Raw genomic sequence first — 25,282 nt, 5'->3', positions numbered from 1 at the left:
CTGAGCATGTCTGCATCCGCAATTGGCGCGGCCGCTTCGGCCAATGCCGCGCGCCGTGGCAGCGCCACTGCCCGGCGCATCCTGATCGGCCTGGGCTGGCTGATCTTTGCCCTGTTCCTGCTGTTGCCGCTGGTGATCGTGGTGTCTCAGGGCCTGAAGATGGGGGTTGGCACCTTCTTCGAAGCGATCTTCGAAGCTGATGCCCTGTCCGCACTCAAGTTGACCCTGATCGCCGTGGCCATCTCGGTGCCGCTGAACCTGGTGTTCGGCGTCAGCGCGGCCTGGTGCGTGAGCAAGTACGACTTCCGCGGCAAGAGCATCCTGGTGACCCTGATCGACCTGCCGTTCTCGGTGTCGCCGGTGATCGCCGGTCTGGTCTACGTGCTGATGTTCGGCGCCCAGGGCTTCTTCGGCCCGTGGCTGCAGGACCACGACATCCAGATCGTCTTCGCCCTGCCGGGCATCGTGCTGGCGACCATCTTCGTCACCGTGCCCTTCGTCGCCCGTGAACTGATCCCGCTGATGCAGGAGCAGGGCACCCAGGAAGAGGAGGCCGCGCGCCTGCTCGGCGCCAACGGCTGGCAGATGTTCTGGCACGTGACCCTGCCGAACATCAAATGGGGCCTGATCTACGGCGTGGTGCTGTGTACCGCGCGGGCGATGGGCGAGTTCGGCGCGGTGTCGGTGGTGTCCGGCCACATCCGCGGCGTGACCAACACCCTGCCGCTGCATGTCGAGATCCTCTACAACGAATACAACCATGTCGCGGCGTTCAGCGTAGCCAGCCTGCTGCTGATCCTGGCGCTCTTCATCCTGCTGCTCAAGCAGTGGAGCGAGAACCGCATTAACCGTCTGCGCCACAGTGCGGCGGAGGAATAATTCATGTCGATCGAAGTTCGTAACGTCAGCAAGCGCTTCAACAGCTTCCAGGCCCTGGACAACATCAACCTGGATATCAACAGCGGCGAGCTGGTGGCCCTGCTCGGCCCGTCCGGCTGCGGCAAGACCACCCTGCTGCGCATCATCGCCGGCCTGGAAACCCCGGACAGCGGGAATATCGTGTTCCACGGCGAGGACGTGTCCGGCCACGACGTGCGTGATCGCAACGTCGGTTTCGTGTTCCAGCACTACGCCCTGTTCCGCCATATGAGCGTGTTCGACAACGTCGCCTTCGGCCTGCGCATGAAGCCCAAGGGCGAGCGCCCGAGCGAGAGCAAGATTGCCGAGAAGGTCCATGAACTGCTGAACATGGTCCAGCTCGACTGGCTGTCGGATCGTTATCCGGAGCAGTTGTCCGGCGGCCAGCGCCAGCGTATTGCCCTGGCCCGTGCCCTGGCGGTGGAGCCCAAGGTGCTGCTGCTCGACGAGCCGTTCGGTGCGCTGGATGCCAAGGTGCGTAAAGAGCTGCGCCGCTGGCTGGCGCGGCTGCACGAGGACATCAACCTGACCTCCGTGTTCGTGACCCACGACCAGGAAGAAGCCATGGAAGTGGCCGACCGCATCGTGGTGATGAACAAGGGCGTGATCGAGCAGATCGGTTCGCCGGGCGAGGTCTACGAGAATCCGGCCAGTGATTTCGTCTACCACTTCCTCGGCGACTCCAACCGCCTGCACCTGAGCGACAACCATCACGTACTGTTCCGTCCGCACGAAGTGTCGCTGTCGCGGCATGAGATGGAAGGGCATCACGTGGCTGAAGTGCGCGATATCCGTCCGCTGGGCGCCACCACCCGGGTGACCCTGAAGGTGGAAGGGCAGAGCGAGCTGATCGAGGCGGAAGTGGTCAAGGACCATGACAGCCTGACCGGGCTGGCTCGCGGGGAGACCTTGTTCTTCAAGCCGAAGGTTTGGCAGAAGGTCGAGAATATCTGAGGCCTTGAGGGCCCTATCGCTGGCAAGCCAGCTCCCACAGGATCTGCGGTGCACACGGAACCTGTGGGAGCTGGCTTGCCAGCGATGAGGCCCTTGAATTCACTGAATAATCATCAGACCGCCACCAACCCCAGATCCATCCCATCCCCCGCCTGATCCACCTCCAGCACCTGCTCCACCATGGCCTCGGCCAACGGCGACAAGCGCTGCCGCGCCCGGCTGACGATGCCATAGCGGGCCTCACCGACCTCCCAGCCCTCGACCTTCAGCCGCACCAGCCCGGCATCCCCGTGGCTGACCCCCAGGGCATTCGACCCCAGCACCAGCGCCCGCAGGCCCTGGCTATCGGCGCATTCAAGAGTGGCCGGCAGCTCGGCCAGGCTCGGTTCACCACCGGGAATCGCCAGCGGCCAGGCGGACAGTTCGTCGATGCCGACACTGTCCTGCAGCGCCAATGGATGCCCGGCGCGGCAGGTCAACTGCCAGTTCCGCGCCCTCAGCTTCTGCACGCGATACGCCGAATCGCCTTCGAACGCCCGGCAATCCGCGATGAAGAACTCGAACGCCTCGTCCAGCAAGCTGCAATCAGCCCTGAACAGCACCCGCGCCCGCGGATAGCGCCCGATAAACCCGGCCATCGCCCGGGGCACCAGGCCACCGGCCAATGCCGGCACGCAGCCGAAACGCAGCTCGCCGGCCTCCAGGTCATTGAACTGGCGAATCTCGTTGCTCAGCTGATAGGCACCGCTGACCAGCCGCCGCGCATGCTCCAGCACCACCAGGCCCTGGCGGGTTGGCGCCAGTTCCTTGCTGGTGCGGTCCACCAACTGGCAGCCGACGCTCTGCTCCAGTGCCTGGATGCTGCGGCTGAAAGCGGATTGGGACAGGTTCACCGCACCGGCAGCCGCAACGAAGCTGCGGTGCTCGGCAAGGGCGATGAGATGGCGGAGTTGGCGAAGGTCTATGTGCATGGCGTCACCTTATAAAGGCAATCGCTTATTCGGTAAACATATGTAAAAACATAAATAAATAACTGAAATGCATATGATTTCAGTCAGCAAAAGCGCCGATTTCCCATGCCTTTGGGGAATATTTTCAATGCAGCGAAGGCATGGCGAATTGCCCCTATCGCTGCAGCCCTTGAAAAACGTGGGCTGTAGCGATGCAGTCAAAAAACATATTCCTTAAAATTCTATCCATAACTTTAAAGATTACTTTCAGAGATAAGCCTCTGGCCCGGATCATTCGGTCAAGCGAAGGCCACCCACAAGCGCCTTCGATGGAATGCACCGAACCCCCAGGAGTTGATCAATGGGTAATGTCCAGACCGCCGCCAGTGCCGTTGATGTGCTGTGGCGCCCGACGCCGGGCGAACTGGTCGATCTCGGCCGGCCGCACCGTTCGCCGCTTGGGCAACAGCGCTTGCAGCGCACGCCGCGCAGTGCTCTGAACCGTCGCGAGAAAGTCCTGCTGGGGGTGTTTGCCCTGGTCCTGCATGGCGCCGCCGCGTACTGGATCAGCCAGGCGCCGACCCCGGTACTGCCGGTGGTGCCGCCGGAAATTCCACCGATGACCATCGAGTTTTCCCAGCCGGCACCGCCGGTGGTCGAGCCGCCGCCACCCGTGGTCGAGCCCCCGCCGCCAGTGGTGGAGCCGCCACCGCCGGTCGAGGACGAGCTGGCCGTGAAGCCGCCGCCGCCCAAGCCGGTACCGAAACCCAAGCCGAAGCCCGTGCCCAAGCCGACGCCCAAGCCCGAGCCGAAACCGGTCGAGCAACCGCCGGCCCCGACACCGCCGACGCCAGCGCCACCCGCGCCGCCGCCGCCCAAGCCCGCCCCGGTGACCCCGGCCTCGGCCAACGCGGCGTACCTGAAGAACCCGGCGCCGGAATACCCGTCGCTGGCCCAGCGTCGCGGCTGGGAAGGCACGGTGCTGTTGCGGGTCAAGGTGCTCGCCACGGGCAAGCCCGGCGAGATCCAGATCCAGCAGAGCAGTGGTCGCCAGCAACTCGATGACGCCGCGCTGGCTGCGGTCAAGCGCTGGAGCTTCGTGCCGGCCAAGCAGGGCGATGTACCCCAGGAAGGCTGGGTGAGCGTGCCCATCGATTTCAAGATTCGCTAACCCAAATTCGCGCAACGACAGAGAGAACACATCATGAGCTTATTGGCTTCCCCCCTTGAATCCATCGAAAGCGCGGTGATCTGGCTGCTGGTCGGCTTCTCCGTGGTCACCTGGGGCCTGGCCCTGGTCAAGACCGTGCAGTTCGTCCGCCTGAAGAACCAGGACAAGCGCTTCCACAAGCAGTTCTGGGCCGCGTCCAGCCTCGACTCCGCCGCCGACCTGGCGCACTCCCAGCCAGGCTCCGCCGCCCGTGTCGCCCAGGCCGGCTATGCCGCCATCGCCGTCGCCGAGCCGGGCCAGGCCACCGACCTGAGCCACTCGATCAACCACCAGGACCGCCTGGAGCGCGCCCTGCGCCAGCAGATCGTGCGTGAGCGCCGCTCGCTGGAAACCGGCCTGGCCGTGGTCGCCAGTATCGGCAGCACCTCGCCCTTCATCGGTCTGTTCGGCACCGTGTGGGGCATCATGGAAGCGCTCAAGGGCATCAGCGCGGCCGGCTCGGCGAGCCTGGAAACCGTGGCCGGCCCGATCGGTGCGGCGCTGGTCGCCACTGGCGTGGGTATCGCCGTCGCGGTGCCGGCGGTGCTGGTCTACAACTACTTCCTGCGTCGCCTCAAGCTCACCGCTGCCGACCTCGACGACTTCGCCCACGACTTCTACAGCCTCGCGCAGAAGAGTGCCTTCCGCGTCATCGCCCACCCTGCGCTGCACAAGGCCCACGCCTCGTCTGGCCAGCCAGTGAAAGAGGCGGTGTGACATGGCCTTCTCGACCCAGGACAGCGACGAGGTTCTCAGCGAGATCAACGTAACGCCGCTGGTGGATGTGATGCTGGTGCTGCTGGTGGTGTTCATCGTCACCGCGCCGCTGCTGACCAACGCCATCCCGATCAATCTACCCAAGACCGAGGCCGTGGCCCCGGTAGAGCAAAAGGATCCGTTGGTGGTCAGCATCGACGGGGCAGGGAAGCTGTTTATCAACAAGGATGAAATCCAGCCGGACTTGCTGGAAACCAACCTGCAGGCGGCCAAGGCCAAGGACCCGGAGGTTCGGGTGCAACTGCAGGCGGACGATGGAGTGAACTATGGGGAAGTGGCGCGAGCCATGGCCTCGATCGAACGTGCGGGGATTACCAAGCTGTCGGTGATCACCGCCCGCTGAGCAACACGCAACTCAGGCAAACTTGGGGCCGGTCCTGTGGCAGGGGCTGGCTTTTTTTGTGTCGAAGCAGTCCATGGCTTGCAGTGATTACAGTCAGAAAGCACACTGACGATGATTGAGTCATCGAACTCTCTGTATTGAGCGCTGCGAGCGTGGGAGGCAATCATGGCGGAAACTGGAACGAAGGTTCTTTCCGAAGAGGCCATCCAGAATCTAGAAGCCCAGATTCCGGATATTGCGGCAGGTGCTACTCATGCCGCCTTCATTCGGGCCTTGGCATCTGGGCACACCGTAGTGAAAGTGGAAGGTACCCACATCGTCGAGTCGAAAGCTGACGGTAGCGTCCGGGTCGTTGGCGAGGCCAAGCCACGACACAAAGTGACGGTAGGCGAAGTACTCAAGGTTCGTCGAGTCAGTGCCTAGGTTACGCGTGTTTGCTGGTCCAAATGGCTCCGGCAAAAGCACGATAAAAGAGCAGATCCCTGCCAATCTCATTGGCATTTATATCAATGCGGACGAGATCGAAAAGGAAGCCAGAGCGTCCGGCTTTGTCGATCTTGGTCAGTTCGGCATCGTGACGACGCTGGAGGATATGCAAGGGTTCTTCACGAAACATTCGTTGTTTCAGAAGGCCGGATTGCAAGAGAAGGCCAAATCGATAGACCTGGACGGTCAGCGTGTCGATTTTCGTTCGGTTCAGTTGAACTCTTACTATGCGTCCGTGATTTCGGATTTCATCAGGCACAGATTGCTGGAGCAGAACGTCAGCTTCACATTCGAAACGGTGATGTCCTTCAAGGACAAGGTTGAGTTCATGCAGCAGGCTCAAGCCAAAGGCTATCGAACCTACCTGTATTTCGTCGCGACAGTATCTCCTGACGTCAACATCAACCGGGTTGCGAACCGGGTCGACGATGGTGGCCACAACGTCGCAAGAGAGAAAATTGTCGAGCGGTATTACCGCTCTCTGGCACTGCTGCCCTCGGCGGTCGCGGCTTCAGACCGAGCCTATGTTTTCGACAACTCAGGTGCACAGTCCGTGTTGCTGGCGGAGATTACCAGCGGTACTGATCTGCAGTTCCACCAGGAGGAAATCCCCGAGTGGTTCATGGATGCCTACGTTAGAGCGGTCACGAGTGTTTGAAGACAAACCGATATGGATGCTCGGTTCAAGCCCCAAGCGCGAAAGCCTTGGGGCTTTGGTTTTTGTGACAGGTCGTACTGTCCATCACGGCCCCAACAGAACCCCGCCAGGAAATTCTTTAGGTTTGGATTTTGCTTGATTTTCTGCGCAGAAAATTGAGCCGAAATACAAAATGGCCCCCTATGCTGGCTTGCCAGCTCCCACAGGGACCAAGGTAGGCCCAGGGTGTAGGGCCCAGTCCAGACACCTGCAAACACAAAGTTTGTGGAAGATGAAAATCCTAGGACGTAACCTACGCGATCTGTCGGTTCTGTCTTCCTTGCCCATGGAAACCCCACCCTCTAACCTTCTTCGTTCGCTGAAACTGGCGAGCGGGGTGTGGAAACCCCATGGGAAATCACTTGGAAGACAGCCTCTATGGCGGCTGTGCGCGGGAGACCTTCGGGTCTGCCGGGTTTTCCAGTGACCTGGTTTTCCACCCCGCGTACAGCTGCCACCCAACTCGTGTGGAAACGATCGGGTGTCGGTCCCAACCATCACTGGAGTTTCCGATGAAAAAACTCGTCCCCGACCCACCCCTATCCCCAACCTGCACCCGCACCTTCGGCAACTGCACCAACAGCCACCCCCCACTGTTTTCCGTCAACGCCGATATCGACCCCCACAGCGCCCTGGTCCATGCCTCGATGTTCCTGCGCTGCGCCTACGAATCCTCCCAGCAGTCCATTGGCAACGAGTCCGCCACCAGCACCTTCCCCTGACTGACCATGCACGCCGTCGAGGCCGCCAAGGGCCTGGTGGACGCAGTGATCGAAGGCCAGGAATCCGCCGGCTGGAAGTACCCCGGCGAGTAACCGCCGAACAGGACCGCACGCCGGTCCTGTTTTGATTTTGGTTATTAATAAATAGCTTCTTATTCCTTTACGAATATAACCCCAGCGCCAATACTTGCCGCCATGCACGCAACCGCAGCAGGAGGCAATTCCCCATGCGCAACGAGTCGATCCGTTACCTGATTGTGCCGGGCTGGCAGGGTTCGCCAGACGAGCACTGGCAGAGCCATTGGCACAAGACGCTGCCCAACAGCGCCCGTGTCGAGCAGGCCGACTGGCTGACGCCGAAGCGCGGGGATTGGGTCGCGGCGCTGGAAGAGGCGATTGCCGCCGACGATGCTCCGGTAATCCTGATAGCCCATAGCCTGGGTTGCATCACCGTCGCCCATTGGGCCGACCAGGCCAGCCCGGCCTTGCGTCGGCGGGTGCGCGGGGCGTTGCTGGTGGCGCCGGCGGATGTGGAGCGGCCAGCCTGCTCGCCGGCCCTGCGCAATTTCGCGCCGATTCCCATGGCCCAGCTACCGTTCCCCAGCCAGGTGGTCACCTCCGACAACGACCCGGCAGTGAGCGCGCCGCGTGCCATGCAACTGGCCCGCGCCTGGGGCGCCGAGGCCGGGGTGCTGGGCGGGGCCGGGCATATCAACGTCAAGTCCGGCCACCAGCGCTGGGAACAGGGCTTCGCCTACCTGTACCGCCTGCAGAGCCGAATGGAACAGGGCGCCCTGCGCCGCGCCTGATCCCGCACCGCCTTTCCTTTACTGCCTTTCGCAACGCCCGGGCCAGGAGTCCGGGCGGGAGCTTTGCCATGACCGCACAAGACACCTTCGGCCAGCCACTGCTGACCTTCCCCGAACTCGACAAAAGCCCGCTGAGCATCCGCGCCAAGGCGCTGGTGTTCGTCGATCCGCGTTCGCGCCAGTTGCGCGAGGAACTGGAAATCCTCGCACCCCTGGCCCTGCCGGTGCTGATCCGCGGCGAAAGCGGCACCGGCAAGGAGTTGCTGGCCCGGCAGATCCACCGCGCCAGCGACCGTGGCGGCCTGTTCGTCTCGGTCAACTGCGGGGCGATCAGCCCAACCTACGCCGACGCCGAGCTGTTCGGCTATGCCGCCGGCGCCCATAGCGGCAGCGCCAGCAGCCGCGCCGGCTGGTTCGGCTCGGCCAACGGCGGGACGCTCTACCTCGATGAAATCGCCGACCTGCCGCTGCCGATCCAGGTCAAGCTGCTGGCCGCCCTGGAAAACCACGAGGTGTACCGCGTCGGCGCGCAGCAGCCGCACCCGGTGGATGTGCGCCTGGTCGCCGCATCGAGCATCGATCTGGCCGAGGCGGTGGCGGCGGGGCACTTCCATCCGCGCCTCTACGACTACCTGCACGAAGGCCGCCTGGAACTGCCGGCACTGCGCGAGCGGGTCGGCGATATCCTGCCGCTGGCCGAGTATTTCGTCGGCATCTACAGCCCCAAGCTCAATCGCCCGGTGCCGCTGCTCAGCGAGGAAGCGCAGCGCGTGCTGGAACTGCACGACTGGCCGGGCAATACCCGCGAGCTGGAGAACGTTATCCACTTCGCCCTGCTCCAGGGCAGCGGCGACGAGATCCTGCCGGAGCATCTGAACCTGCCGACGCCACTGCACGCCCTGGCCCAACGCCTCGACCGTCTTGTCGAGCTGGGAGACGAGCAGGAGCGCCGGGCCCTGCGCAAGCTGCTGGAGCAGACGCTGTTGCGCGTCACGCAAGCCGCAAGCTAGAGCGTTGCGCTCTGTGCATCAGGGAGTTTTAACCAAAAGCTATAAGAAGCTAATCAAAAGATATTGTTACGGAATAAAAAATCTCGGTATCGTCCGCCTCACGCCGGGCAACACGGGCCCGGCCAACCAACACTTATCGCCGCCCACGAGGCGCGGAATACCAATAAGGACTGCACATGAAAAAGGCTCTGTTGACCACCGCTCTGGCCGCCGCTCTGTCGGTTGCCGGTTTCGCCCATGCGGCCGAGAAGCTGGTGGTTGCCGCTACCCCGGTTCCCCATGCCGAGATCCTCGAGCTGATCAAGCCAACCCTGGCCAAGGAAGGCGTGGACCTGGAAATCAAGGTCTTCACCGACTACGTGCAGCCCAACGTGCAGGTTGACCAGAAGCGTCTGGACGCCAACTACTTCCAGACCCTGCCGTACCTGAAGAACTTCAACGAAGGCAAGGGCACCCACCTGGAAACCGTGATCGGCGTGCACGTCGAGCCGTTCGGTGGCTACTCGAAGAAGGTCAAGACCCTGGCCGAACTGAAGGAAGGCGCCACCGTCGCCATCCCGAACGAGGGTAGCAACAGCGGTCGCGCGCTCCTGCTGCTGCAGAAGGCCGGCCTGATCACCCTGAAGGATCCGAAGAACGCCCTGGCGACTCCGAAGGACATCGCCGAGAACCCGAAAAAACTGAAGTTCCGCGAGCTGGAATCGGCCATGCTGCCGCGTGTGCTGGACCAGGTCGACCTGGACATGATCAACACCAACTACGCCCTGGAAGCCGGCCTGAACCCGGCCAAGGACGCGCTGGTGATCGAAGGCAGCGACTCGCCTTACGTGAACTTCCTGGTGGCCCGTCCGGACAACAAGGACAGCGACGCCATCCAGAAGCTGGCCAAGGCCCTGACTTCGCCTGAGGTGAAAGCCTTCATCGAGAAGAAGTACAGCGGCGCGGTGCTGCCGGCGTTCTGATTTCGGCTGTAGATCTCCAGGGCCGTTGATGGCCCTATCGCTGGCAAGCCAGCTCCCACAGGTACTGCACCGGCCTCAGGCATTGTGCTGACCTTGTGGGAGCTGGCTTGCCAGCGATGCTTTGGCACCCATGAATTGGGTGATATCAATATGCAATAACGGTATTTAAATATTTATTTTTATACCTTTAGAGTCTTTCCCCAATGAGGCTTACCCGCCTCGCTCTTCAGTCAGCAGCCGCCCGCTTACCCTCGGGCCGGTCAGGGAAAGACCCCTTTCATGAGTTTCGATTTCGCATTCATCCTCGGCACCTTGCCGGCCTTTCTCAAGGCCGTCGGCGTGACCTTGCAGGTCGGCCTGATCGCCATCGCCACCTCCCTTCTGGTAGCGCTGGTCAACGCCCCCATCCTGCTTTACCGCACTCCCGTGTTGCACCGCCTGGTCAGCCTTTACGTCGAGCTGGCCCGCAACACGCCGCTGCTGATCCAGCTGTTCTTCGTCTACTTCGCCTTGCCGTCGCTGGGAGTGAAAATCTCCGGCTTCGCTGCGGCGATCATCACCATGACCTTCCTCGGCGGTGCCTACCTCACCGAAGTCCTGCGTGCGGGCGTGGAGGCGGTGCCGGCAGCGCAACTGGAATCCGGGCGCTCCATCGGCCTGTCCGAGGGCCAGTTGCTGCGCCATGTGATCCTGCCCCAGGCCGGCCTGCTGAGCCTGCCGGCGCTGTTCGCCAACTTCATTTTCCTGCTCAAGGAAACCACCGTGGTCTCGGCGGTGGCGGTGCCGGAGATTCTCTACACCACCAAGAGCTACATCGCCCTGTACTACAAGACCTACGAGATGCTCGCGGTGATGACGCTGATCTGCGTATTGCTGTTCCTGCCCCTGTCGCTGCTGCTGAGCCGCCTGGAACGGAGGCTGCAACATGGCCAGTTCGGGTCTTGAACTGCTGCTGGTGTCCCTGCCGCAACTGGGCAAGGGCGCCGCGCAGACCCTGGCGATCTCCGGCCTGGGGATCCTTTTCGCAACCCTCGGCGGCGTGCTCTACGGTGTGCTGGCGACCCTCGGCAAGCGCAGCGTGAACCTGGCGCTGCGCATCTACCTGGAGCTGTTCCGCGCCATCCCGGTGCTGGTCTGGTTGTACCTGCTGTTCTTCGGCCTGCCGATCTTCCTTGGCCTCAGCCTGCCGAGCTTCTGGTGCGCGGTGCTGGTGCTGGCGCTGTGGGGCGCCAGCGAGGTGGGCGAGGTGGTACGCGGGGCGTTGCAGTCGCTGCCGCGCGGGCAACGCGAGGCGGGGCTGTCGATCGGCCTGTCCGGCTGGCAGCTCTACGGCTACGTGCTGCTGCCCCAGGCCCTGAAACGCATGACCCCACCGACCATCAACGTCTACACGCGGATCATCAAGACCAGCTCGCTGGCGGTGCTGATCGGCGTGGTGGACGTGATCAAGGTCGGCCAGCAGATCATCGAGCGCACCTACGAGTCGGTGCTGATCTATGGCGCGCTGTTCCTGTTTTTCTTCTTTATCTGTTACCCGCTCTCGGTCGCCTCCCGCGCCCTTGAGCGGCGCTGGACACACGCATGAGCGCATTGATCGAGTTCAAGGGTTTCAACAAATTCTTCGGCGAGCAGCAGGTGCTCAAGGACGTCGATCTGTCGGTGCAGACCGGCGAAGTGGTGGTGATCCTCGGCCCCAGCGGCTGCGGCAAAAGCACCCTGCTGCGCTGCCTCAACGGCCTGGAAAGCGCCCACTCCGGCAGCCTCAAGCTGGACGGCCGCGAGCTGCTGGATACCAGCACCGACTGGCGCCAGGTCCGCCAGCAGGTCGGCATGGTGTTCCAGAGCTATCACCTGTTCGGCCACATGACCGTGCTCGACAACCTGCTGCTCGGCCCGCTCAAGGTGCAGAAGCGCCAGCGCGGCGAAGCGGTGGCCCAGGCCGAGGCGCTGCTGGCCCGGGTCGGCCTGCTGGACAAGCGCGACGCCTACCCGCGCCAGCTCTCCGGCGGCCAGCAGCAACGCATCGCCATCGTCCGCTCGCTGTGCATGAACCCGCGGGTGATGCTGTTCGACGAAGTCACCGCCGCCCTCGACCCGGAAATGGTCAAGGAAGTGTTGCAGGTGATCCAGGGCCTGGCCCGCGACGGCATGACCCTGCTCATCGTCACCCACGAAATGGCCTTCGCCCGTGCGGTGGCCGACCGCATCGTGTTCATGGACGCCGGCAGGATCCTTGAACAGCGCACCCCAGAGAGCTTCTTTACGAACCCGCAAACCGCACGCGCGCAGCAGTTCCTGGAGAAATTCTCCTACGTAGAAAGCCTGCCCGAGAGACCTCAAAAGGAACTGATATGAAAACTGCCAAGACCTCGAAACTGCTGCTTTCCCTATTCGGCCTGGCCCTGCTGGCCGGCTGCGAAAAGGCCGCCGAAGCGCCGAAATCCGCAGCTGCCACGCCGGCCCCGGCCACCAGCTACCTGGAAACCATCAAGGCCCGCGACAAGCTGATCGTCGGCGTCTTCACCGACAAGCCGCCGTTCGGCTTCGTCGATGAAAGCGGGCGCTATGTCGGCTTCGATACCGATATCGGCCGCGCCTTCGCCAAGTCGCTGCTGGGCGACGAGAACAAGGTGGAGTTCGTCGCCGTCGAGCCGGCCAGCCGCATTCCCTTCCTGCAGAGCGACAAGGTCGACCTGATCCTGGCCAACATGACCGTCACCCCGGAGCGCAAGGAAGCGGTGGAGTTCACCAACCCCAACCTGCGGGTCGCCGTGCAGGCGCTGGTGGCTGACGGCAGCAGCGTGCAGAAGCTCGACGACCTGGCCGACAAGACCACCATCGTCACCACCGGTACCACCGCCGACATCTGGCTGACCAAGAACCACCCGGACTGGAAGCTGCTCAAGTTCGAGAAGAACAGCGAGTCCCTGCAGGCCCTGGCCAACGGCCGTGGCGATGCCTATGCCCAGGACAACCTGATCCTGTTCAGCTGGTCCAAGCAGAACCCGGGCTACCGCGTGCTGCCGGAACTGCTCGGCGAAGAAGCGCCGATCGCCCCGGCGGTGAAGAAGGGCAATATCGAGCTGCGTGACTGGGTCAACGCCGAACTGGCGCGCCTGGGCGAGCAGAAGTACCTGCTCAAGCTGTATGACCAGTACGTGCGCAAGGAACTGAGCGACGACACCAAGCCGGAAAGCGTGATCGTCGAAGGCGGCAAGTGGCAGGGTTGAGTTGAGCGACCGGGGCCTGCCGTTCATCGAGCCTGATAGTTCTGTCAGGTTCGCGGCGGGCCCGCAGGGCTTTATCCTGAAGCCCATGTTCTCTGCTAGCCGCAGGTGCCGACCATGCAACCGTCTCGTCCGGCAGAACCCAACGCAGCCAACCCCCTGCACCGTCCTGGACGTTGCGGGTTCAATGGCGAACTGATCGAGGTGTGCACCGGGCATTACCTGCTGGGCAACGGCTACCGCGGCTACAACCCGGTACTGATGCGCTTCAACGCTCCGGATAGCTGGAGCCCGTTCGCCCGTGGCGGTCTGAATGCCTATGCCTATTGCCTGGGCGACCCGGTGAACGGACGGGATCCGACCGGGCATTTCGTGATGCTCAACCTGTTGTCGGCTGTTCCCGACCTGGTCGGTGGCGTGGTGATGTCCCTCGCGGGTTCGGGCAAAGAGGGTAGCAACGGCAACTCGTTCGACGTCGGCACGCTGGTCATGGTGCTTGGCGGGGTGGCGCTGGGCAGCGTGCTGGTCGGTGGTTTGTTCGACAAGGTCCGCGACTTCGTGGGGGTCTCGCACAAGTCGCTATTCCGGCGGAATTCCTTCAGTGGCGAGCCCTCATCGCGAGCCCGCGCGATCATCGAGAACGAGGTGGCCGGGATAGAAAACCCGTCGTCGTTCACAACGGCGTTGCGTTCGACCAACGCAAACCTGAGCAGCCACGGTGATACCTCGCTGAGCGTGGCGCACGCCGAGAAATACGTGAACCTCTCCAAGGCCGTGGAGACCGGGGACATCTCCAACACCACGGCCCACTTCAAGGCCGCCAGGGAATGGGCGGCCGTCGCGGGACCTGGGGGGCAGGTGGGGCAGGCATTCAACCTGGCCGGCGCCCTATGGTCAGGGGCCAGCGTGGATGCCCGGGCCAGGAAGACCGGGGCGGATATCCGCAAATCCAAATCCCGGGCCTCGCCTCCAAGGCGATAACTCCAATTGAACCAACCACCTGCGTCAGGTGACTGAGGCATATCGGCCCGGCGCAGGAGCCTTCTCTTCTGGCGTGCGGGCAGTATCCAGACCCCTGATCTAAGCTGACACACGCTTCGATCACGTTCCCTCCCTGAACCGGCCCATGCAAAGGAGCCCGCATGATGCTGTCGCGTTCTTGTTGGATCCTGTGCGCGGTCCTGCTGCTGGGCGGCTGTGGCGAAAAGCCCGCCGAGCAGCCGCAGCGGCCACGGGTGGCGGTGCAGAAGGTCGAGCCGGGCGATTTCGCCGCCCAGGTGACCCTGACCGGTGACGTGCAGGCCCAGGTCCACAGCGACCTGTCGTTCCGCGTGGGCGGCAAGATCATTTCCCGTAGCGTCGATGTCGGCGATCACGTCAAGGCCAACCAGGTGCTGGCGCGCCTCGATCCCAAGGACCTGCAGACCAATGTCGACTCGGCCAGGGCCGAAGTGCTGGCGGCGCGGGCGCGGGTCACGCAGAGCGCGGCGGCCTTCGTGCGCCAGCAGAAACTCCTGCCCAAGGGCTACACCAGCCAGAGCGAATACGACTCGGCCCAGGCCGCCCTGCGCAGCAGCCAGAGCGCGCTGAAGGCCGCCGAGGCGCAACTGGCCAATGCCAACGAACAACTCGGCTACACCGAACTGGTGGCGGACGCTGCCGGGGTCATCACCGAGCGGCAGGCCGAGGTCGGCCAGGTGGTCCAGGCCACGGTGCCGATCTTCAGCCTGGCCCGGGATGGCGGGCGCGATGCGGTGTTCAACGTCTATGAGTCGCTGCTGCTGGCGCCGGACAGCGAGAAGTCGATCACCGTCAGCCTGATCGACGATCCAAAGGTGCAGACCACCGGCCGGGTACGGGAAATCACCCCGACGGTGTCGGCGCAAAGCGGCACGGTGCAGGTCAAGGTGGCCCTGGACAAGGTGCCGGCGGGCATGGACCTGGGCTCGGCGGTCAGCGCCACCGGCAACGCCAAAGGCAAGCCGGGGGTAGAACTGCCCTGGTCGGCCCTGACCAAGGACCTGAGCGAGCCGGCGGTGTGGCTGGTGGGGCAGGACAACAAGGTGCAACTGCACAAGGTCACGGTCGGCCGCTACCTGACCGGCAAGGTGGTGGTCAGCGATGGCCTGGAAAGCGGCCAGTCGGTGGTGGTCCTCGGCGGCCAGTTGCTGCACCCCGGCATGCTGGTGGAGATTGCCGATAACACCAAGGCGGGGTTGCAGCAATGAACAGGTCGCTGATGCTGGTGGGGTGTCTGTTGCTGGCCGCCTGCGGGAGCGACAAGGACAAGCCGGAGCCGGTCCGCCCGGTGCTCTCGGTCCCGGTCCGCACCCAGGACTCGCTCGACCTTGGACGTTTCGCCGGGACCATCCAGGCCCGCTATGAAAGCACCCTGGGTTTCCGCGTTGGCGGGCGCATTTCGCGGCGCTGGGTCGATGTCGGCGCCACCGTGCAACCTGGGGACGTGCTGGCCAGCCTCGATCCCACCGACCAGCGCAACCAGTTGCGTGCCGCCGAGGGCGATCTGGCCAGGGTCGAGGCGCAATGGATCAATGCCCAGGCCAATGCCCGCCGCCAGCAACAACTCTACGACCGTGGCGTCGGCGCCCAGGCGCAACTCGATGTCGCCCAGACCGACCTGAAAACCACCGGTGCCAGCCTCGAACAGGCCAAGGCTGCGCTGCAGCAGGCCAGGGACCAGCTCGGTTATGCCGAGCTGCGCACCGATCACGCGGCGGTGGTCACCGACTGGAAGGCCGAGGCGGGGCAGACCGTGGCGGTCGGGCAGGCGGTGGTCACCCTGGCGCGGCCGGACGTCAAGGAGGCGGTGATCGACCTGCCGACGGCGCTGGCCGACGAGCTGTCCAAGGGCGTCGAATTCATCGTGATGGCCCAGCTCGACAGCAGCATCCGCAGCCGCGCCGTGATCCGCGAGATCGAACCCCAGGCCGATGCCAGCACCCGTACCCGGCGCGTCCGCCTGACCCTGGACGAGACCCCGGAGGGCTTCCGCCTGGGCACCTCGATCAGCGTCACTCTCAGCTCGGCGGTCGCCCCGCGCAGCGAAATCCCGGCCAGCGCCCTGCAGGACGTGGACGGCAAGACCCGGGTGTGGATCGTCGATACCCGGCAGAAGGTGGTCAATCCGCGTGAGGTGCAGGTGCTCCAGCGCAGGCAGGGCTCGGTCCTGCTGGCCTCGGGTGTGCAGCCCGGCGAAAGGGTGGTCACTGCCGGGGTCAACAGCCTCAAGCCGGGGCAGAAGGTCGTGGTCGATGAGGAAACCCCATGAAAGGAAGCTTCAACCTCTCCGAATGGGCCCTGCGCCACCAATCGTTCGTCTGGTACCTGATGTTCGTCGCGCTGCTGATGGGGGTGTTCTCCTACCTCAATCTCGGGCGTGAGGAAGACCCGTCCTTCACCATCAAGACCATGGTGATCCAGACCCGCTGGCCCGGCGCGACCCAGGAAGAAACCCTGCTCCAGGTCACCGACCGCATCGAGAAGAAGCTCGAAGAGCTCGACTCCCTCGACTACGTGAAAAGCTACACCCGGCCCGGCGAGTCCACGGTCTACGTGTACCTGCGCGACACCACCAAGGCCGCCGACATCCCGCAGATCTGGTACCAGGTGCGCAAGAAGGTCCAGGACATCCGCGGCGAATTTCCCCAGGGCATCCAGGGGCCGGGCTTCAACGACGAGTTCGGCGATGTGTTCGGCTCGATCTACGCCTTCACCGCCGACGGCCTGAGCCTGCGCGAGCTGCGTGATTATGTGGAACAGGTGCGCGCGGAAATCCGCGACGTGCCGAACCTGGGCAAGGTCGAAATGATCGGTACCCAGGACGAAGTGATCTACCTGAACTTCTCCACCCGCAAGCTGGCGGCCCTGGGCATCGACCAGCGCCAGGTGGTGCAGGCCCTGCAGGCGCAGAACGCGGTGACTCCGGCGGGGGTGATCGAGGCCGGGCCGGAACGGATCTCGGTGCGCACCAGCGGGCAGTTCGCCTCGCAGAAGGACCTGGCCGAGGTCAACCTGCGGCTCGACGACCGCTTCTACCGCCTGGCCGATATCGCCGATATCCAGCGCGGCTATGCCGACCCGCCCAAGGTGCTGTTCCGCTACAACGGCCACGACGCCATCGGCCTGGCGATCGGCATGAAGGCCGGCGGCAACATGCAGGTGTTCGGCCAGTTGTTGCAGGAGAAGATGGACCAGGTCATCACCGAACTGCCGGTGGGCGTGGGTGTGTTCACCGTGTCCGACCAGGCGGTGGTGGTGAAGGAGGCGGTCGGCGGTTTCACCAGTGCGCTGTTCGAGGCGGTGGTGATCGTGCTGCTGGTGAGCTTCGTCAGCCTCGGCATGCGCGCTGGCCTGGTGGTGGCCTGCTCGATCCCGCTGGTGCTGGCGATGGTCTTCGTGTTCATGGAGTACAGCGGCATCACCATGCAGCGGATCTCCCTCGGCGCGCTGATCATCGCCCTCGGCCTGCTGGTGGACGACGCCATGATCACCGTCGAGGTGATGGTTACCCGCCTGGAAATGGGCGATAGCAAGGAGCAGGCGGCGACCTTCGCCTACACCTCCACCGCCTTCCCGATGCTCACCGGGACCCTGGTGACCGTGGCCGGCTTCGTGCCCATCGGCCTCAACGCCAGTTCGGCGGGGGAGTACACCTTTACCCTGTTTGCGGTGATCGCCGTGGCGCTGATCGTCTCGTGGATCGTCGCCGTGCTGTTCGCCCCGGTACTCGGCGTGCACCTGCTCAGCACCTCGCTGAAGAAGCACGAGGAAAAGCCCGGGCGTCTCGGCAACGCCTTCCACGGCGGCCTGCTGTGGTGCATGCGCCACCGCTGGCTGACCATCGTCGGCACCGTGGTGCTGTTTGCCCTGGCGATCTTCTGCATGCGCTTCGTGCAGAACCAGTTCTTCCCCAACTCCGACCGGCCGGAGCTGCTGGTGGATATCAACCTGCCGCAGAACGCCTCGATCGAGGAAACCCGCAAGGTGGTCGATCGCTTCGAAGCCAGCCTCAAGGACGACCCGGACATCGACCACTGGAGCACCTACATCGGCCAGGGCGCGGTGCGTTTCTACCTGCCGCTGGACCAGCAACTGCAAAACCCCTACTACGCCCAGCTGGTGGTGGTGAGCAAGGGCCTGGAGTCCCGTGAGGCGCTCAAGGTGCGGCTGCAGAAGCGCCTGCGTGACGACTTCGTCGGCATTGGCAGCAACGTCCAGGGCCTGGAAATGGGCCCGCCGGTGGGGCGGCCGATCCAGTACCGGGTCAGCGGCAAGGACATCGACCAGGTGCGCAGGCACGCCATCGACCTGGCCACCCTGCTCGACAGCAACCCGCACATCGGCGAGATGATCTACGACTGGAACGAGCCGGGTAAGGTGCTGCGCATCGACATCGCCCAGGACAAGGCGCGCCAGCTCGGGCTGTCGTCGGAAGATGTGGCGAACATCATGAACAGCATCGTCAGCGGTGCGCCGGTGACCGAGGTGCACGACAACATCTACCTGGTCGATGTGGTGGCCCGGGCCGAGGACAGCGAACGGGGATCGCCGCAGACCCTGCAGAACCTGCAGATCGTCACGCCCAGCGGGGTTTCGATCCCGCTGCTGGCCTTTGCCACGGTGCGTTACGAGCTGGAGCAGCCGCTGGTGTGGCGGCGTGATCGCAAGCCGACCATCACCATCAAGGCCTCGGTGCGCGATGAGATTCAGCCCACCGATCTGGTCAAGCAGCTGCAGCCGAAGATCGACGAATTCGCCGGCAAGCTGCCCACCGGGTACGAGGTGGCCACTGGCGGTACGGTGGAAGAGAGCGGCAAGGCCCAGGGGCCGATTGCCAAGGTCATTCCGCTGATGCTGTTCCTGATGGCGACCTTCCTGATGATCCAGCTGCACAGCGTGCAGAAGCTGTTCCTGGTCGCCAGCGTCGCCCCGCTGGGGCTGATCGGCGTGGTCCTGGCGCTGGTGCCGACGGGCACGCCGATGGGCTTTGTGGCGATTCTCGGGATTCTCGCGCTGATCGGCATCATCATCCGCAACTCGGTGATCCTGGTGACCCAGATCGACGAATACGAAGCGCAGGGCTATGCGCCCTGGGATGCCGTGGTGGAAGCCACCAACCACCGGCGCCGGCCGATCCTGCTCACCGCCGCGGCGGCCAGCCTGGGCATGATCCCGATCGCCCGGGAAGTGTTCTGGGGGCCGATGGCCTACGCCATGATCGGCGGGATCATCGTCGCGACCTTGCTGACCTTGCTGTTCCTGCCGGCGTTGTATGTGGCCTGGTACAGGATCAAGGAGCCGCAGGAAGGCTGAGGGCCCAATCGCTGGCAAGCCAGCTCCCACAGGGGCAGCGGTGCACTCGGTCACTGTGGGAGCTGGCTTGCCAGCGATAGGGCCAGGACAGACACAATAGGAATCAATGCCTCACCTCGTGCTCCATGACCCGAAGCTACCTTGAGTTTTCCACGTTCAAGGAGTCAGACATGGATCGTCCCTCTTCCCATCGCCTGCGCCGCGGCCGGTTTTCAGAGCCCGGCAGGCTGTATGTGCTGACCACTGCCACCGAGCAGCGAGTTCCCATTTTCAGCCACTTCAACCTGGCCCGCCGAGTCATAGATCAGCTTCGATTGGCAGAACAGGAGGGTTCGGTGACTTCCCTGGCCTGGGTGCTGATGCCCGATCACCTTCACTGGTTGATCGAGCTGAGGCATGTGACCTTGAAGACCCTGATGCGCCGTTTTAAATCCCGCAGCACTGTGCTCGTGAACAAGGCTTGTGGCAGGCAGGGTCGCCTGTGGCAGCAGGGGTTTCATGACCGGGCGCTGCGACGGGAAGAAGATATCCAGGCTGTCGCCCGCTACATAGTGGCCAACCCGATCAGGGCCGGCCTGGTCAGGAAGGCCGGTGATTATCCCCATTGGGATGCTGTGTGGCTGTAGGCCCCATCGCTGGCAAGCCAGCTCCCACAGGTTCGGCGGTGCACTCGGTCACTGTGGGAGCTGGCTTGCCAGCGATAGCGCCCGAAAGATCAACGCTTGTTCAACCGCCGCGCCAACCTATCCCCACTCACCTGGATCAACGCCACCAGCACCACCAGCATGACGATCACCGTGAGCATGATCTGGCTGTCGAAGCGCTGATACCCATACCGATAGGCAATGTCCCCCAATCCACCCGCGCCAATCGCGCCGGCCATGGCCGAGGAGTTGATCATGGTCACCAGGGTGATGGTGAAGCCGCCGACGATCCCCGGCAGCGCTTCCGGCAACAGCACATGCCAGACGATATGCCAGCGCCGGCAGCCCATGGCCTGGGCTGCTTCGATCAGGCCGTGATCCACTTCGCGCAAGCTCACCTCGGCAATCCGCGCAAAGAACGGCGTGGCGGCGATGGTCAGTGGTACCACCGCCGCCCACACGCCATAAGTGGTACCGACGATCAGCCGGGTAAAGGGAATCAGCGCGACCATCAAAATCAGGAACGGAATCGAGCGGAACAGGTTGACGAAGGCACCCAGGACCCGGTTCACGTTCGGCGCTTCGAAGATCCCGCCCTTGCCGCTGGTGACCAAAATCACTGCCAGCGGAATCCCCACCAGCAAGGCGATCAGCGATGACACGCCGACCATCAGCAGGGTGTCGATCACCCCCTGCAACAAGCGATCAAACCACATAGCCCAGCACCTCCACCTGCGCTGCCCAGCCTCGGGCACGCTCGATAATCACCTCATGGGCATGGATCGAACCGGCCACCGAGATCACCAGTTGCCCCAGCGCCCGCTCCTGGATCGGTTCGATACCGCCCTGCAACAGGCTGACCTTGCCGCCCAGCGCGGAAAACAGCGCCGACAGATCCGGCGCCTCGCGATCCTGCCCGCTGACCCGCAAGCGCAGTACCAGCGCCGCCCGTGAATCCGGAGCGGTCGGCAGCAAACGATCCAGCAACGACGGCGGCAAGGCCGGCTGCAACGGCGCGAGCAGGGTCTTGCTGACCTCATGCTGCGGATCACCAAACACCTGCCACACCTCGCCCTGCTCGACGATGCGCCCGCGCTCCAATACCACCACGCGCTGGCAGATATCGCGGATCACCGCCATCTCGTGAGTGATGAGGACGATGGTCAGGCCCAGCCGCTGGTTGATATCGCGCAGCAGGCCGAGAATCGATTCGGTGGTCTCCGGGTCCAGCGCCGAGGTGGCTTCGTCGCACAGCAGGATCGCCGGGTCATGCACCAGCGCGCGGGCGATGCCGACACGCTGCTTCTGCCCGCCGGACAGTTGTGCCGGATAGACGTGATGCTTTTCCTGCAAGCCGACCAGTTCCAGCAGCGCCTCCACCTTGCGCCGCCGTTCGGCCTTGGGCACCCCGGCCACCTTCAGCGGCAGCTCGACGTTTTGCCACACGGTCTTGGCCGACATCAGGTTGAAGTGCTGGAAGATCATGCCGATGCGCCGACGCAGCGCCACCAGCTTGTCCTCGTCGTACTCGGCGATATCCACCTGGTCGATCAGCACCCGTCCGCCGCTGGGTTGTTCCAGGCGGTTGATGGTGCGGATCAGCGACGACTTGCCGGCGCCGCTGCGGCCGATGATGCCGAAGATCTCGCCGTGCTGGATGTTCAGGTCGATATCGGCCAGGGCCGGGGCGTCCTGCCCCGGGTAGGTCTTGTGCAGGCCGACGAAGCGCACATGGGCGCTGTTCAGTTCCGGGTGCAGTGCCCGGTGCGGACTCGGGCGCGGTGTCCCGAGGGGCGGCGCATCCCGCGCAACGTGGGCGTTGGCGCTGCTCATCTCAGCTCTCCCAGCCCGGCTGGTAGAGCTTGCCGTGGGCCTTGTCGAGGGCCGCGCGGACTACCGGCGAGTGCTGGTAGATATCGATGAATTTGGCCAGGCGCGGGTCGTCCTTGCTCTTCGGTTTGATCACGAACTGGATCACGTATTCCTTGTGGTCGATGCCGTCGAACAGCAGCGCCGACTCGGCATCGAAGGTCTTGGCCAGGCGGATGTAGTGCGGGTAGCCCTGGACCAGGTCGGCGTCATCGTAGGCGCGCACCAGTTGCACGGCCTCGACCTGAAGGATCTTGATCTTCTTCGGGTTGGCGATGATGTCTTCTTCGGTGGCCTTGTAGCCAACGCCCGGCTTGAGGGTGATCAAACCGGCTTTCGCCAGCAATTGCAGGCCGCGCCCGCTGTTGATCGGGTCGTTGGCGATGGCCACGGTGGCGCCTTGCGGCAGTTCGTCGAAGCTTTTGTACTTCTTCGAGTACAGGCCGACGTTGTTGATGATCCCCGGCGCGTAGGGCACCAGGTCGAAGCCGCCGGCGGCCTTGGCGTTCTCCAGGAAGGGGATGTGCTGGAAGTAGTTCACGTCGATGTCCCCGGCATTGAGGCTGACGTTGGGCGCGATCCAGTCGCTGAATTCGATCAGCTCGACATCCAGTCCCTGTTTCTTCGCCTCGCTCACCGCTGCTTCCAACGGTACGGCGAAGGCGGCGGTGGTGCCGACCTTGAGGGCCTCAGCGGCATGGCTGGCGCCGATCAGGCCGAGGGACAGGGCGAGGGCCGCGACGGGGCGGCCGATAAGGGTCTTAAGCATGCTGGAGCGCTCCGTGGTGTTGTGCGGTCTGGGTGTGCTGGCGGTAGCCGGCGCCGGGATGGTCGGCGGGCAGGTGGGCAGTGCCCTGCGGGAACAGCTTCTGGCGCAGGCTGCCGGTGTCGTAGGCGGTCTTGTACGAGCCGCGTTGTTGCAGCTCGGGGATGACCAGGTCGATGAAGTCTTCGTAGCTTTCCGGGGTGACGGTGCGGGCCAGGTTGAAACCGTCCAGGCCGGTGTCGGCGATCCAGCCTTCAAGTTCGTCGGCCACCTGCTGCGGCGAGCCGACCAGGGTGATGTAGCGCCCGCCGAGGGCGTGCTGGTCGAGCAGGCGACGGCGGGTCCAGTCGTTGCTTTGCAGGTTCTTGGTGGCCGACTGGATGGCGTTGCTCTTCACGTACTGGATCGGTTCGTCCAGCTCGTAGGCGGAGAAGTCGATACCGGTGGAGCTGGAGAAGTGCGCGACGCCGGCTTCGGCGCTGGCATGGCGCAGGTATTCGGCGTGCTTGGCGCGGGCCTGTTCCTCGGTCGGCGCGACGATCACAGTGATGCCCATGAACACCTTGATCGCCTCGGCATCACGCCCGGCGGCGAGGGCGGCGGCACGCACCTTGTCGACCTGGGCGCGGGTGGCGGCGCGGGTCTGGCCACTGATGAACACGCATTCGGCGTGCTGCCCGGCGAAGGCCAGGCCGCGCTCCGAGGCGCCAGCCTGGAACAGCACCGGGGTGCGCTGCGGCGACGGCTCGCTGAGGTGATAGCCCTCGACCTTGTAGAACTCGCCGTGGTGGCGAACCTTGTGCACCTTGTCCGGGCGGGCGTAGATGCGCTGCTGGCGATCCTCGATCACCGCATCGTTTTCCCAGCTGCCTTCGAGCAGCTTGTACAGCACTTCCAGGTACTCGTCGGCCTGGTCGTAGCGACGGTCGTGCTCGGGCTGGGCGTCCAGGCCCATGGCCTTGGCGGCGCTGTCCAGGTAGCCGGTGACGATGTTCCAGCCGACCCGGCCACGGCTCAGGTGGTCGAGGGTGGAAAGACGCCGGGCGAACAGGTAGGGCGGCTCGTAGGTGAGGTTGGCGGTGAGGCCGAAGCCGAGGTTCTGCGTCACCGCGGCCATGGCCGAGACCAGCAGCAGCGGGTCGTTGACCGGCAACTGGATCGACTCCTTCAGCGGCACGTCCACCGACTGCTGGTAGACGTCGTAGACGCCGACGATATCGGCGAGGAACAGGCCGTCGAACAGCCCGCGCTCCAGCAGCTTCGCCAGTTCGGTCCAGTACTCGATGGTCTTGTACTGGCTCGACGTATCCCGTGGATGGGTCCACAGGCCATGGTTGATATGCCCGACGCAGTTCATGTTGAAGGCGTTGAGGAGGATCTTCTTCTTCGCCATCAGATGGTCCCCCGCAGCGGTGGGTTGCGGTCGTTCAGGTAGTAGTCGCCGATGGCGTGGTACTTCCAGCGCACCGGATCGTGCAGGGTGTGGGTGCGGGCGTTGCGCCAGTGGCGGTCGAGGCCGTGCTCGGCGAGGGTGGCCTGGCTGCCGGCCAGTTCGAACAGGGTGCTGCCGGCGGCCAGGGAGATCTCGGTGCTGATGGCGCGGGCCTCGGCCACGGCGATGGAGGCGGCGGCGACGCTCCCGGCGTCGGGTTCGGCCTGGGCGCGGTCGAGGAACTCGCCGGCGCGCTCCAGCAGGGCTTCGGCGGCATGCAGACGGATCGCCAGGTGGCCGACGGATTTCAGGGTCAGCGGGTCTTCGCTGGCCTTGTCGTTGCCGGAGTCGATCCACGGCCGGGTGCGGGTGCGCACGAAGTGCAGGGCGTCCTCGTAGGCAGCGCGAGCGATGCCGGTGTCGATGGCGGCATGAAGAATCTGCGCCAGCGGGCCGACCGGGGTTGGCCGCTCGAAGGCGCTCTGGAACGGCACCACATCCTCGGCATCGACCCGCACGTTATCGAACACCACCGAACCGCTGCCGGTGGTGCGCTGGCCGAAGCCGCTCCAGTCGTCGATGACCTTCAGGCCGGCGCTGTCGGCGGGGACGAAGGCCAGTTGCTGCGCGCCGTTTTCATCGCCCACCGAGGTCGGGATGCGCTGGGCGTAGATGGCACCGGTCGCGTAGAACTTGCGGCCGTTGATACGGAAAGCTTCGCCGTCGCGGGTCAGGCGGGTGGTGCGGTCGTGGGCGGTCTTGGTGCCCAGTTCGGCCAGCGCATTGCCGAAGCGCACGCCGGCCAGCACCTCGGCGTAGAGGCGCTGTTTCTGCGCTTCGCTGCCGTTCACCCGCAGCACTTCGAGGGCGTAGAAATGGTTCTGTGGAATCTGCCCCAGGGAGCTGTCGGCCTGGGCGATACGGGCGATGACTTTTGCCAGGGTGACGCTGGACACACCGGCGCCGCCATAGGCTTTCGGCACGCTGATGCCCCACAGGCCGGAGCGCGAGAACAGCTCCAGTTCGGCATGGGGCAGGCGCCGTTCGCGGTCGCGCAGGATGCTGTCCTGTTGCAGTTGCCCGGCAATCTGTTCGGCGACGGCCAAAGCCTGGGCGTCGTCGGCGATCACGGGCACGTTGTAGTGCGGAAGGGATACGTGGCTCATCGAAGGG

At 64.1% G+C, this 25,282-nt stretch carries 26 protein-coding genes; 20 read left to right on the top strand and 6 right to left on the bottom strand.

The features are described from left to right. Positions 1-6 precede the first annotated feature (6 nt). Both cysW and ACODSK_RS14085 read left to right on the top strand, forming a co-directional pair. A complete protein-coding gene (gene cysW / locus ACODSK_RS14090) occupies positions 7-879 on the top strand; it encodes a sulfate ABC transporter permease subunit CysW (RefSeq protein ID WP_075805982.1) in 873 nt (290 codons plus the stop codon). A 3-nt stretch (positions 880-882) separates the two neighbouring features. Further along, entirely contained in the window at positions 883-1,872 is a 990-nt protein-coding gene (locus ACODSK_RS14085) for a sulfate/molybdate ABC transporter ATP-binding protein (protein ID WP_489016873.1), read from the top strand. 113 nt (positions 1,873-1,985) lie between these two features. Here ACODSK_RS14085 and ACODSK_RS14080 read toward each other — a convergent pair whose 3' ends face one another. Further along, entirely contained in the window at positions 1,986-2,843 is an 858-nt protein-coding gene (locus tag ACODSK_RS14080) for a LysR family transcriptional regulator (RefSeq protein ID WP_489016871.1), read from the bottom strand. A gap of 340 nt (positions 2,844-3,183) precedes the next feature. On the opposite strand from ACODSK_RS14080, the gene ACODSK_RS14075 reads away from it, so the two are divergent. The 18 genes from ACODSK_RS14075 (at position 3,184) to ACODSK_RS13990 (ending at position 20,024) form a co-directional block, all read left to right on the top strand. Further along, positions 3,184-3,993, top strand: coding sequence for an energy transducer TonB (locus ACODSK_RS14075; protein ID WP_489016869.1), 810 nt, complete (start codon positions 3,184-3,186; stop codon positions 3,991-3,993). A 33-nt stretch (positions 3,994-4,026) separates the two neighbouring features. After that, positions 4,027-4,749 (top strand): MotA/TolQ/ExbB proton channel family protein, encoded by a 723-nt coding sequence (locus tag ACODSK_RS14070; RefSeq protein ID WP_489016867.1) that lies wholly within the window; start codon positions 4,027-4,029, stop codon positions 4,747-4,749. Position 4,750: 1 nt separating this feature from the next. Then, on the top strand, positions 4,751-5,152 hold the full coding sequence (locus tag ACODSK_RS14065) for an ExbD/TolR family protein (protein WP_009041659.1): 402 nt from the start codon (positions 4,751-4,753) through the stop codon (positions 5,150-5,152). A gap of 165 nt (positions 5,153-5,317) precedes the next feature. Then, positions 5,318-5,575 carry a hypothetical protein gene (locus ACODSK_RS14060; protein WP_489016865.1) on the top strand — a complete coding sequence of 86 codons (258 nt, stop codon included), beginning with the start codon at positions 5,318-5,320 and terminating at the stop codon, positions 5,573-5,575. A gap of 7 nt (positions 5,576-5,582) precedes the next feature. Next, a complete protein-coding gene (locus ACODSK_RS14055; protein ID WP_489016863.1) occupies positions 5,583-6,296 on the top strand; it encodes an ATPase in 714 nt (237 codons plus the stop codon). Positions 6,297-6,847: 551 nt separating this feature from the next. Next, positions 6,848-7,057 carry a DUF3077 domain-containing protein gene (locus ACODSK_RS14050; protein ID WP_489016861.1) on the top strand — a complete coding sequence of 70 codons (210 nt, stop codon included), beginning with the start codon at positions 6,848-6,850 and terminating at the stop codon, positions 7,055-7,057. Positions 7,058-7,284: 227 nt separating this feature from the next. Next, positions 7,285-7,866, top strand: a complete 582-nt coding sequence (locus ACODSK_RS14045; RefSeq protein ID WP_489016859.1) for an alpha/beta hydrolase — start codon at positions 7,285-7,287, stop codon at positions 7,864-7,866. Between the two features lie 68 nt (positions 7,867-7,934). After that, a complete protein-coding gene (locus ACODSK_RS14040) occupies positions 7,935-8,876 on the top strand; it encodes a sigma 54-interacting transcriptional regulator (RefSeq protein ID WP_489016857.1) in 942 nt (313 codons plus the stop codon). Between the two features lie 176 nt (positions 8,877-9,052). Further along, complete coding sequence (locus ACODSK_RS14035) at positions 9,053-9,838, top strand: MetQ/NlpA family ABC transporter substrate-binding protein (RefSeq protein WP_489016856.1); 786 nt, start codon at positions 9,053-9,055, stop codon at positions 9,836-9,838. A gap of 279 nt (positions 9,839-10,117) precedes the next feature. Then, positions 10,118-10,783 carry an amino acid ABC transporter permease gene (locus tag ACODSK_RS14030; RefSeq protein ID WP_489016854.1) on the top strand — a complete coding sequence of 222 codons (666 nt, stop codon included), beginning with the start codon at positions 10,118-10,120 and terminating at the stop codon, positions 10,781-10,783. Next, a complete protein-coding gene (locus ACODSK_RS14025) occupies positions 10,764-11,423 on the top strand; it encodes an amino acid ABC transporter permease (RefSeq protein WP_489016852.1) in 660 nt (219 codons plus the stop codon). Before ACODSK_RS14030 ends, ACODSK_RS14025 begins: the two co-directional genes overlap by 20 nt. Beyond that, complete coding sequence (locus tag ACODSK_RS14020) at positions 11,420-12,193, top strand: amino acid ABC transporter ATP-binding protein (RefSeq protein WP_489016850.1); 774 nt, start codon at positions 11,420-11,422, stop codon at positions 12,191-12,193. Before ACODSK_RS14025 ends, ACODSK_RS14020 begins: the two co-directional genes overlap by 4 nt. Continuing rightward, positions 12,190-13,068 carry a transporter substrate-binding domain-containing protein gene (locus ACODSK_RS14015; protein WP_489016848.1) on the top strand — a complete coding sequence of 293 codons (879 nt, stop codon included), beginning with the start codon at positions 12,190-12,192 and terminating at the stop codon, positions 13,066-13,068. Before ACODSK_RS14020 ends, ACODSK_RS14015 begins: the two co-directional genes overlap by 4 nt. Positions 13,069-13,182: 114 nt before the next feature. Further along, a complete protein-coding gene (locus ACODSK_RS14010; protein ID WP_489016846.1) occupies positions 13,183-14,046 on the top strand; it encodes an RHS repeat-associated core domain-containing protein in 864 nt (287 codons plus the stop codon). A 161-nt stretch (positions 14,047-14,207) separates the two neighbouring features. Then, positions 14,208-15,293, top strand: a complete 1,086-nt coding sequence (locus ACODSK_RS14005) for an efflux RND transporter periplasmic adaptor subunit (protein ID WP_489016844.1) — start codon at positions 14,208-14,210, stop codon at positions 15,291-15,293. Beyond that, on the top strand, positions 15,290-16,354 hold the full coding sequence (locus ACODSK_RS14000) for an efflux RND transporter periplasmic adaptor subunit (protein WP_489016842.1): 1,065 nt from the start codon (positions 15,290-15,292) through the stop codon (positions 16,352-16,354). Before ACODSK_RS14005 ends, ACODSK_RS14000 begins: the two co-directional genes overlap by 4 nt. Continuing rightward, positions 16,351-19,398 carry an efflux RND transporter permease subunit gene (locus ACODSK_RS13995; RefSeq protein ID WP_489016840.1) on the top strand — a complete coding sequence of 1,016 codons (3,048 nt, stop codon included), beginning with the start codon at positions 16,351-16,353 and terminating at the stop codon, positions 19,396-19,398. Before ACODSK_RS14000 ends, ACODSK_RS13995 begins: the two co-directional genes overlap by 4 nt. Before the next feature lie 170 nt (positions 19,399-19,568). Beyond that, the gene (locus tag ACODSK_RS13990; protein ID WP_489016838.1) at positions 19,569-20,024 is read left to right on the top strand and encodes an REP-associated tyrosine transposase; all 456 of its coding nucleotides are present in this window, start codon (positions 19,569-19,571) and stop codon (positions 20,022-20,024) included. Between the two features lie 89 nt (positions 20,025-20,113). Here the strand turns inward: ACODSK_RS13990 and ACODSK_RS13985 are convergent, their stop codons facing one another. The 5 genes from ACODSK_RS13985 to ACODSK_RS13965 are packed head-to-tail and all read right to left on the bottom strand — an operon-like array spanning position 20,114 to position 25,275. Beyond that, the gene (locus ACODSK_RS13985) at positions 20,114-20,758 is read right to left on the bottom strand and encodes a methionine ABC transporter permease (RefSeq protein ID WP_484577847.1); all 645 of its coding nucleotides are present in this window, start codon (positions 20,756-20,758) and stop codon (positions 20,114-20,116) included. Continuing rightward, the gene (locus tag ACODSK_RS13980) at positions 20,748-21,875 is read right to left on the bottom strand and encodes a methionine ABC transporter ATP-binding protein (RefSeq protein ID WP_489016836.1); all 1,128 of its coding nucleotides are present in this window, start codon (positions 21,873-21,875) and stop codon (positions 20,748-20,750) included. The genes ACODSK_RS13985 and ACODSK_RS13980 overlap by 11 nt, the downstream gene beginning before the upstream one ends. A 1-nt stretch (position 21,876) precedes the next feature. Continuing rightward, a complete protein-coding gene (locus ACODSK_RS13975; RefSeq protein WP_489016834.1) occupies positions 21,877-22,680 on the bottom strand; it encodes a MetQ/NlpA family ABC transporter substrate-binding protein in 804 nt (267 codons plus the stop codon). Further along, entirely contained in the window at positions 22,673-24,070 is a 1,398-nt protein-coding gene (locus ACODSK_RS13970) for an LLM class flavin-dependent oxidoreductase (protein WP_489016832.1), read from the bottom strand. Before ACODSK_RS13970 ends, ACODSK_RS13975 begins: the two co-directional genes overlap by 8 nt. Continuing rightward, the gene (locus ACODSK_RS13965) at positions 24,070-25,275 is read right to left on the bottom strand and encodes an SfnB family sulfur acquisition oxidoreductase (RefSeq protein WP_489016830.1); all 1,206 of its coding nucleotides are present in this window, start codon (positions 25,273-25,275) and stop codon (positions 24,070-24,072) included. The genes ACODSK_RS13970 and ACODSK_RS13965 overlap by 1 nt, the downstream gene beginning before the upstream one ends. Between the last annotated feature and the right edge of the window lie 7 nt (positions 25,276-25,282).

Source organism: Pseudomonas sp. FG98 (genome assembly GCF_057808595.1).
This window is presented reverse-complemented; position numbering and strand designations above follow the sequence as displayed.

What these genes read in the sequence shown, in the direction of transcription:
- cysW (WP_075805982.1), top strand. Translation starts at nt 7, where the DNA reads ATGTCTGCATCCGCAATTGGCGCGGCCGCTTCGGCCAATGCCGCGCGC.
- ACODSK_RS14085 (WP_489016873.1), top strand. Translation starts at nt 883, where the DNA reads ATGTCGATCGAAGTTCGTAACGTCAGCAAGCGCTTCAACAGCTTCCAG.
- ACODSK_RS14080 (WP_489016871.1), bottom strand. Translation starts at nt 2,843, where the DNA reads ATGCACATAGACCTTCGCCAACTCCGCCATCTCATCGCCCTTGCCGAG.
- ACODSK_RS14075 (WP_489016869.1), top strand. Translation starts at nt 3,184, where the DNA reads ATGGGTAATGTCCAGACCGCCGCCAGTGCCGTTGATGTGCTGTGGCGC.
- ACODSK_RS14070 (WP_489016867.1), top strand. Translation starts at nt 4,027, where the DNA reads ATGAGCTTATTGGCTTCCCCCCTTGAATCCATCGAAAGCGCGGTGATC.
- ACODSK_RS14065 (WP_009041659.1), top strand. Translation starts at nt 4,751, where the DNA reads ATGGCCTTCTCGACCCAGGACAGCGACGAGGTTCTCAGCGAGATCAAC.
- ACODSK_RS14060 (WP_489016865.1), top strand. Translation starts at nt 5,318, where the DNA reads ATGGCGGAAACTGGAACGAAGGTTCTTTCCGAAGAGGCCATCCAGAAT.
- ACODSK_RS14050 (WP_489016861.1), top strand. Translation starts at nt 6,848, where the DNA reads ATGAAAAAACTCGTCCCCGACCCACCCCTATCCCCAACCTGCACCCGC.
- ACODSK_RS14045 (WP_489016859.1), top strand. Translation starts at nt 7,285, where the DNA reads ATGCGCAACGAGTCGATCCGTTACCTGATTGTGCCGGGCTGGCAGGGT.
- ACODSK_RS14040 (WP_489016857.1), top strand. Translation starts at nt 7,935, where the DNA reads ATGACCGCACAAGACACCTTCGGCCAGCCACTGCTGACCTTCCCCGAA.
- ACODSK_RS14035 (WP_489016856.1), top strand. Translation starts at nt 9,053, where the DNA reads ATGAAAAAGGCTCTGTTGACCACCGCTCTGGCCGCCGCTCTGTCGGTT.
- ACODSK_RS14030 (WP_489016854.1), top strand. Translation starts at nt 10,118, where the DNA reads ATGAGTTTCGATTTCGCATTCATCCTCGGCACCTTGCCGGCCTTTCTC.
- ACODSK_RS14025 (WP_489016852.1), top strand. Translation starts at nt 10,764, where the DNA reads ATGGCCAGTTCGGGTCTTGAACTGCTGCTGGTGTCCCTGCCGCAACTG.
- ACODSK_RS14020 (WP_489016850.1), top strand. Translation starts at nt 11,420, where the DNA reads ATGAGCGCATTGATCGAGTTCAAGGGTTTCAACAAATTCTTCGGCGAG.
- ACODSK_RS14015 (WP_489016848.1), top strand. Translation starts at nt 12,190, where the DNA reads ATGAAAACTGCCAAGACCTCGAAACTGCTGCTTTCCCTATTCGGCCTG.
- ACODSK_RS14010 (WP_489016846.1), top strand. Translation starts at nt 13,183, where the DNA reads ATGCAACCGTCTCGTCCGGCAGAACCCAACGCAGCCAACCCCCTGCAC.
- ACODSK_RS14005 (WP_489016844.1), top strand. Translation starts at nt 14,208, where the DNA reads ATGATGCTGTCGCGTTCTTGTTGGATCCTGTGCGCGGTCCTGCTGCTG.
- ACODSK_RS14000 (WP_489016842.1), top strand. Translation starts at nt 15,290, where the DNA reads ATGAACAGGTCGCTGATGCTGGTGGGGTGTCTGTTGCTGGCCGCCTGC.
- ACODSK_RS13995 (WP_489016840.1), top strand. Translation starts at nt 16,351, where the DNA reads ATGAAAGGAAGCTTCAACCTCTCCGAATGGGCCCTGCGCCACCAATCG.
- ACODSK_RS13990 (WP_489016838.1), top strand. Translation starts at nt 19,569, where the DNA reads ATGGATCGTCCCTCTTCCCATCGCCTGCGCCGCGGCCGGTTTTCAGAG.
- ACODSK_RS13985 (WP_484577847.1), bottom strand. Translation starts at nt 20,758, where the DNA reads ATGTGGTTTGATCGCTTGTTGCAGGGGGTGATCGACACCCTGCTGATG.
- ACODSK_RS13980 (WP_489016836.1), bottom strand. Translation starts at nt 21,875, where the DNA reads ATGAGCAGCGCCAACGCCCACGTTGCGCGGGATGCGCCGCCCCTCGGG.
- ACODSK_RS13975 (WP_489016834.1), bottom strand. Translation starts at nt 22,680, where the DNA reads ATGCTTAAGACCCTTATCGGCCGCCCCGTCGCGGCCCTCGCCCTGTCC.
- ACODSK_RS13970 (WP_489016832.1), bottom strand. Translation starts at nt 24,070, where the DNA reads ATGGCGAAGAAGAAGATCCTCCTCAACGCCTTCAACATGAACTGCGTC.
- ACODSK_RS13965 (WP_489016830.1), bottom strand. Translation starts at nt 25,275, where the DNA reads ATGAGCCACGTATCCCTTCCGCACTACAACGTGCCCGTGATCGCCGAC.